Below are 6,030 nucleotides of genomic sequence, written 5' to 3' on the forward strand. Positions count from 1 at the left end.
GCGCCAGCGTGAGATCCCGACCGAGGTGACCGTTCCGTCCAGGTCGGCTCGGGTGAGCGTGCCGAGCAGCAGACCCTCGACCTGCGGGGGTGCGCCGTCGAGGAGCAGACCGGGTGCGACGACGTCGCCCCGCTGCCCGGCCGACCATCGGCTCGCGGCGATCTGACCGTCCCGCTGCACGACGAGGACCACCGGCGTGTTGGCCAGGAGCCGGGAGATCGCCTCCGCGGCGCGCTCCGGCTCCCCCGGCGCGAGGCTGCGGCAGACCGCGACTGCACCGACCGGGGTGTCGAGCGCGTCGATCGCCACTCCGCCCAGCGCGCAGGCAGCCGCGAGCAGGCTCGCGTCACCGACCTGGGTCAGCACGAGGGCCGACGGTTCCGGACCGGTCACAGGGAGCCCTTGGTCGACGGCACGCCGACCACCCGCGGGTCGAGGGCGACGGCCGCGCGCAGCGCACGGGCGAGGGCCTTGAACTGGGCCTCGACGATGTGGTGCGGGTCGCGGCCGGCCAGCACCCTCATGTGCAGGCAGATCCCTGCGTGGTGCGCGATCGACTCGAGCACGTGCCGGGTCAGCGACCCGGTGAAGTGCCCGCCGATGAGGTGGTACTCCTGGCCCTCGGGCTCGCCCGTGTGCACGAGGTACGGCCGTCCCGACACGTCGACCACGGCCTGGGCGAGCGCCTCGTCCAGCGGGACGAGGGCATCGCCGAAGCGGCTGATGCCGGACTTGTCGCCCAGCGCCTGGCGCAGCGCCTCGCCGATCGCGATCGCGACGTCCTCGACGGTGTGGTGCGCGTCGATCTCGATGTCGCCGGTGGCCCGGACCGTCAGGTCCATCAGGGAGTGCTTGCCCAGCGCCGTGAGCATGTGGTCGTAGAAGGGCACCGTCGTGGAGATGTCGGTGCGGCCCGTCCCGTCGAGGTCGAGCTCGACGAGCACGGTCGACTCCGACGTGGCGCGCTCGATCCGGCCGACCCGACCACCCGGGTTGCTGTCCTCACTCACAGTCCTGCCACCTCCACCAGGGCGTCACGGAACGCCGTCGTCTCCTCCGGGGTGCCGACCGACACCCGGAGCCAGCCCGCGGGGCCCACCTCGCGGATGAGCACCCCCCGGTCGAGCAGACCTTGCCAGATCGCGTGCCGGTCGTCGAACAGACCGAAGAGCACGAAGTTCGCATCGGACTCGGCGACCGTGAGCCCCCGGGCGCGCATCCACTCCACGAGCGCGTCCCGCTCCAGGCGCAGCCCGTCGACCTGCGCCATGAGCTCCTCGGCGTGGGCCAGTGCCGCCCTGGCGACCGCCTGGGTCACCGCCGAGAGGTGGTACGGCAGGCGCACGACCCGCAGGGCGTCGACCAGTGCCGGCGCCGCCGCAAGGTAGCCGAGGCGGGCACCGGCCATGCCGAAGGCCTTGGACATGGTGCGGCTCACCGCCAGGTGCGGGTGCTCGGCGAGGAGCTCGAGCGCCGAGGGCGTGCCGCTGCGACGGAACTCGGCGTAGGCCTCGTCCACGACGACGACACAGCCACCCGGGACCTGGCGGGCAGCGTCCAGCACCGTCCGCACGGTCTCGAGCGGGAGGGCGGTGCCCGTCGGGTTGTTGGGGCTGGCGAGCAGGACGACGCTCGGCCGGTGCTCGGCGATCGTCGCGAGGACGTGCTCGACGTCGAGCCCGAAGTCCTCCCGGCGACGTCCGTTGACCCAGACGGTCATCGTGTCGCGGGCGTACTCGGGGTACATCGAGTAGGTGGGCGCGAAGGAGAGCGCCGTGCGACCCGGACCGCCGAAGGCCTGGAGCAGGTGCAGCATCACCTCGTTGGAGCCGTTCGCCGCCCAGATCTGCTCCGGCGTGAGCTGCACCCCCGACTCCGCTCCCAGGTAGGCCACCAGGTCGCCGCGCAGGGCGGCGAAGTCGCGGTCGGGATAGCGGTTCAGCCCCCGGGCCGCCTCGGCGACCGCCGACACGATCTCGGCGACCACGGCATCGGACGGCGGGTAGGGGTTCTCGTTGACGTTGAGCAGCACCGGGACGTCGAGCTGCGGGGCCCCGTAGGGCTCGAGGTCGGCCAGCTCGGGTCGGATCGGCAGCTCCATGGTCACGCGCCGATCGTAGTCAGGAGGCCGCGGAGCGCGAGGACAGGTCCAGCACGCGGCGGCCGTCCTGCTCCGTGAAGCCGATGGCCCGCAGGTAGCGCTCCGAGGCCATCATCCCGGGGCTCGCGACGACCCGACGGGTGCCGAGAGCGGCGAAGGGACCCTCGGCGCGGAAGACGAACTCGCCGGGGGTGAAGTCGCGGAAGGCCGGGAGCACGTAGTCCAGGACGACCAGCTGCTCCGCCTCCTCGACGCCGTCCCTCGTGAGGACCACCCCGACCACCTGGTCCCCCGTCGAGACGAGGAAGGCGTGGTCGGCGATCGCGACGACGTCGGCCGGCAGGTCGGGGTTGAACGCGGCGATGTCGGTGGCGTGCCGGGCCAGCAGGTTGCGCAGGAACGGTTCGTCCGTCCCGATGGGGACGGCGTCGTAGGCGCGGGAGTCGTGGCGCTCGCGGAGGAGGCGGGAGATCGCCCAGATGTTGATGCCGACGAGGACGACGTTCATCGCGGCCATCGGCCAGACCTCGATCGCGGCGTTGTAGCCGATCAGCACGACGCACGAGGCGAGATTGAGGACGCGGAACCGCATCACCCGGGTCTGGAGCAGGGAGATGACCAGGACGGCCGACCCGATCCAGCCGACGGCTTCCAACAGCGACACGATCCTGCTCCTCGGGGCGACGGTGCCACCCTGCACAGGGCGACCCTCGATCCTACGCGGTGGGGCCACGGGGGTACGCCTCCCGAACCACCTCGGGGCGCCTGCTCGGACCGGGGCATGCGGTGCGAGGCGCCGAGGCTGTCGGCCGCGGATGTCAGACTGCCCGGGTGCCCGCCTCCTCGTCCCCCGATCCCGCCCCTCCCGCGACGACCCCGGCCTTCCCGGACCCGACCGCCACCGAGCCGGACCGGTCGGCGCTGCGCGAGCGAGCCGAGAGCACCCTGCGGGCCCTCGTCGGGAGCCAGGACGCGAGGCTGCGCACGGACCAGTGGGCGGCGATCGAGGCCCTCGTGGTCGACCGTCGTCGCGCCCTGGTCGTCCAGCGCACCGGTTGGGGCAAGTCGGCCGTGTACTTCGTCGCCTCGGCCCTGCTGCGCCAGGCGGGATCCGGGCCGACGGTCATCGTCTCGCCGCTCCTGGCGCTCATGCGCAACCAGGTCGACGCCGCCCGCCGGGCCGGGATCCGGGCCGAGACCATCCACTCGGCCAACACCGAGGAGTGGGACGAGGTCAGGGCCCGGGTCGCGGCGGGCGAGACCGATGTGCTCCTGGTCTCCCCCGAGCGGCTGAACAACCCCGCGTTCCGCGACGAGGTCCTTCCTGGGCTCGCGCACGACGCAGGACTGATCGTCGTGGACGAGGCCCACTGCATCTCCGACTGGGGCCACGACTTCCGCCCCGACTACCGCCGGATCCGCACGCTCCTGGAGGGCCTGCCCGCTCGGACCCCGGTGCTGGCGACGACGGCGACCGCGAACGCCCGGGTCACCGCCGACGTCGCAGAACAGCTCGGCGGTGGTACCGCGAGCGAGGTCCTGGTGCTGCGCGGCACCTTGGACCGCGAGAGCCTGCACCTGGCCGTGGCGCGGCTCCCGGACCACGCCGCGCAGCTCGCGTGGCTCACCGAGAACCTCCCGCGCATCGAGGGCTCGGGGATCGTCTACTGCCTGACGGTCGCGGCCGCCGAGCAGGTGGCCGCGCACCTGCGCGCTGCCGGTGTGCCGGTGCGGTCCTACAGCGGCCAGACGGACCCTGCCGAGCGCCTCGAGTGCGAGCAGGACCTGCTGGCGAACCGGGTCAAGGCCCTGGTCGCGACCTCGGCGCTCGGCATGGGCTTCGACAAGCCCGACCTCGGCTTCGTGGTGCACCTCGGCGCTCCGGCCTCGCCGATCGCCTACTACCAGCAGGTGGGCCGCGCGGGCCGCGCCACCAGGCGGGCCGAGGTGGTGCTCCTGCCCGGCAGGGACGACCGCGCCATCTGGGACTGGTTCGCCTCGATGGCCTTCCCCCCGGAGCCGGAGGTGCGGGCCGCCCTCTCCGCGCTCGCCGAAGCGGGCCGGCCGTTGTCCACGGTTGCGCTGGAGCCCCGGGTCGGGCTGCGCAGGGGGCGCCTCGAGCTCATGCTCAAGGTGCTCGACGTCGACGGTGCGGTGCGGCGGGTCAAGGGGGGCTGGGAGTCCACCGGGCAGGAGTGGGCCTACGACGCCGACCGGTACGCCCGGGTCGCGGCGACCAGGGCAGCCGAGCAGCAGGCGATGCTCGACTACGAGGCGACCGACGGGTGCCGGATGGCGTTCCTGCGCTCGGCCCTGGACGATCCGGACCTCACCGGTACCGACTGGCGGTGCGGGCGGTGCGACCGGTGCGGCGGGGCGAGCGCCGGCTCCGCCCCGGACGAGAACGCCGTCGACCGCGCCCGCGCGGCGCTCGCCGTCCCGGGGAGCGAGCTGCTCCCCCGCCGGCAGTGGCCGAGCGGGATGGCATCCCTCGGCGTCGGACTCTCGGGGCGGATCGCCGCTGAGGACCGCGCATCGACCGGTCGGGCGGTCGGACGGCTGGACGCCCTGGGCTGGGGAGGTGCGCTGCGCGAGCTCTTCAACCCGCCGAGCGACGGTCCGCTCCCCCCGGCACTGCGCAGCGCCGTCCTGGAGGTGCTGGACGCGTGGTCACCCCCGGTCGAGGGCGTCGTGCTCGTGCGCTCGGTCACGATGCCCCAGCTCGTCGAGCACCTCGCGGCCGGCGTCGCCCGGCACCTCGGGGTCCCGATCGTCGGGAGCATCGCCCCCGTGCACGCCGGCCCGGCCGACCGTCACGACGTGAACTCCGCCCAGCGCCTTGCCGGGGTGCACCGACGCCTCGGCCTCGACCTGTCCCCTGCCGCGGCCGGGGGCCTTCCCGGCCGCGCCGTGCTCGTGGTCGACGACAGGACGGACTCCGGCTGGACCCTCGCGGTGGCAGCCCTCCTGCTGCGTCGCGCGGGCGCGGCAGCGGTGTACCCCTTCGTCCTCGCCGAGGGCTGAGCCCGGCGCGGCACGCAGGATCGGTCGGATCAGTCGGCGAACCGCGCGACGACGGCCTCGCCGTGCGCCGGCAGGTCCTCGTCGACCGCAAGGGCGACGATCCGGTCGGCCAGCTCTGCCAAGCCGGCGCGGTCGTACTCGATGACCTGCACGGGACGCAGGAAGCTGTGCACGCCCAGGCCGCTGGAGTAGTGCGAGCAGCCGCCGGTCGGCAGGACGTGGTTCGACCCGGCCATGTAGTCACCGAGGGAGACCGGCGAGTACGGGCCGACGAAGATCGCCCCACCGCTCGTGACCCGGTCCGCGACCGCCGACGCGTCGGCGGTCTGGATCTCGAGGTGCTCGGCGCCGTAGGAGTTGACGACCGCGAGGCCCTGGTCGAGATCGTCGACGAGGACGATCGCCGACTGCGGTCCGGCGAGGGCCGTGGCGACGCGCTCGCTGTGCTTGGTGGCGGAGACCACCGACGGCAGCAGCTCCTCGACCGCGTCGGCCAGCGCCGTCGAGTCGGTGACCAGCACCGACGCGGAGGTCGGGCCGTGCTCGGCCTGGGAGACGAGGTCCGCCGCGACATGCCGGGGATCCGCGCCGCCGTCGGCGAGGATCGCGATCTCGGTGGGTCCCGCCTCGGAGTCGATGCCCACCACACCGCGCACGAGCCGCTTGGCCGCGGTGACGTACTGGTTTCCGGGACCGGTGACGACGTCGACCGGTTCGCACAGCACCGGGCCGTCCTCGGCCGTCTCGCCCTCGGCCCCGTAGGCGAGCATCGCGACCGCCTGCGCGCCGCCCACGGCGTAGACCTCGTCGACGCCCAGCAGCGCGCACGCCGCCAGGATCGTCGGGTGGGGAAGTCCGCCGTTCTCCCGCTGCGGCGGGCTGGTCACCACGAGCGAGCCGACGCC

6 protein-coding genes are annotated in these 6,030 nt (G+C 73.7%); 1 reads left to right on the forward strand and 5 read right to left on the reverse strand.

Annotated features, from left to right (window positions below):
• The 4 genes from ABWK99_RS12360 to ABWK99_RS12375 form a co-directional block, all read right to left on the reverse strand.
• Positions 1–393 (reverse strand): hypothetical protein (locus ABWK99_RS12360; RefSeq protein WP_372595005.1); only part of this gene is annotated, 393 nt, incomplete at its 3' end.
• Complete coding sequence (hisB, locus tag ABWK99_RS12365) at positions 390–1,010, reverse strand: imidazoleglycerol-phosphate dehydratase HisB (RefSeq protein WP_372595006.1); 621 nt, start codon at positions 1,008–1,010, stop codon at positions 390–392. The genes ABWK99_RS12360 and hisB, both read right to left, overlap by 4 nt.
• Positions 1,007–2,101 carry a histidinol-phosphate transaminase gene (locus ABWK99_RS12370; RefSeq protein WP_372595010.1) on the reverse strand — a complete coding sequence of 365 codons (1,095 nt, stop codon included), beginning with the start codon at positions 2,099–2,101 and terminating at the stop codon, positions 1,007–1,009. The genes hisB and ABWK99_RS12370 overlap by 4 nt, the downstream gene beginning before the upstream one ends.
• Before the next feature lie 19 nt (positions 2,102–2,120).
• Positions 2,121–2,765 (reverse strand): hypothetical protein, encoded by a 645-nt coding sequence (locus tag ABWK99_RS12375; RefSeq protein WP_372595007.1) that lies wholly within the window; start codon positions 2,763–2,765, stop codon positions 2,121–2,123.
• Between the two features lie 167 nt (positions 2,766–2,932).
• Here ABWK99_RS12375 and ABWK99_RS12380 point away from each other — a divergent pair, with 167 nt between their 5' ends.
• Positions 2,933–5,125, forward strand: a complete 2,193-nt coding sequence (locus ABWK99_RS12380; protein WP_372595008.1) for a RecQ family ATP-dependent DNA helicase — start codon at positions 2,933–2,935, stop codon at positions 5,123–5,125.
• A 29-nt stretch (positions 5,126–5,154) separates the two neighbouring features.
• Here the strand turns inward: ABWK99_RS12380 and hisD are convergent.
• Positions 5,155–6,030 (reverse strand): histidinol dehydrogenase (gene hisD, locus ABWK99_RS12385; RefSeq protein WP_372595009.1); only part of this gene is annotated, 876 nt, incomplete at its 5' end.

Source organism: Actinotalea sp. (assembly GCF_041597215.1).
Classification (GTDB): Bacteria; Actinomycetota; Actinomycetes; order Actinomycetales; family Cellulomonadaceae; genus Actinotalea.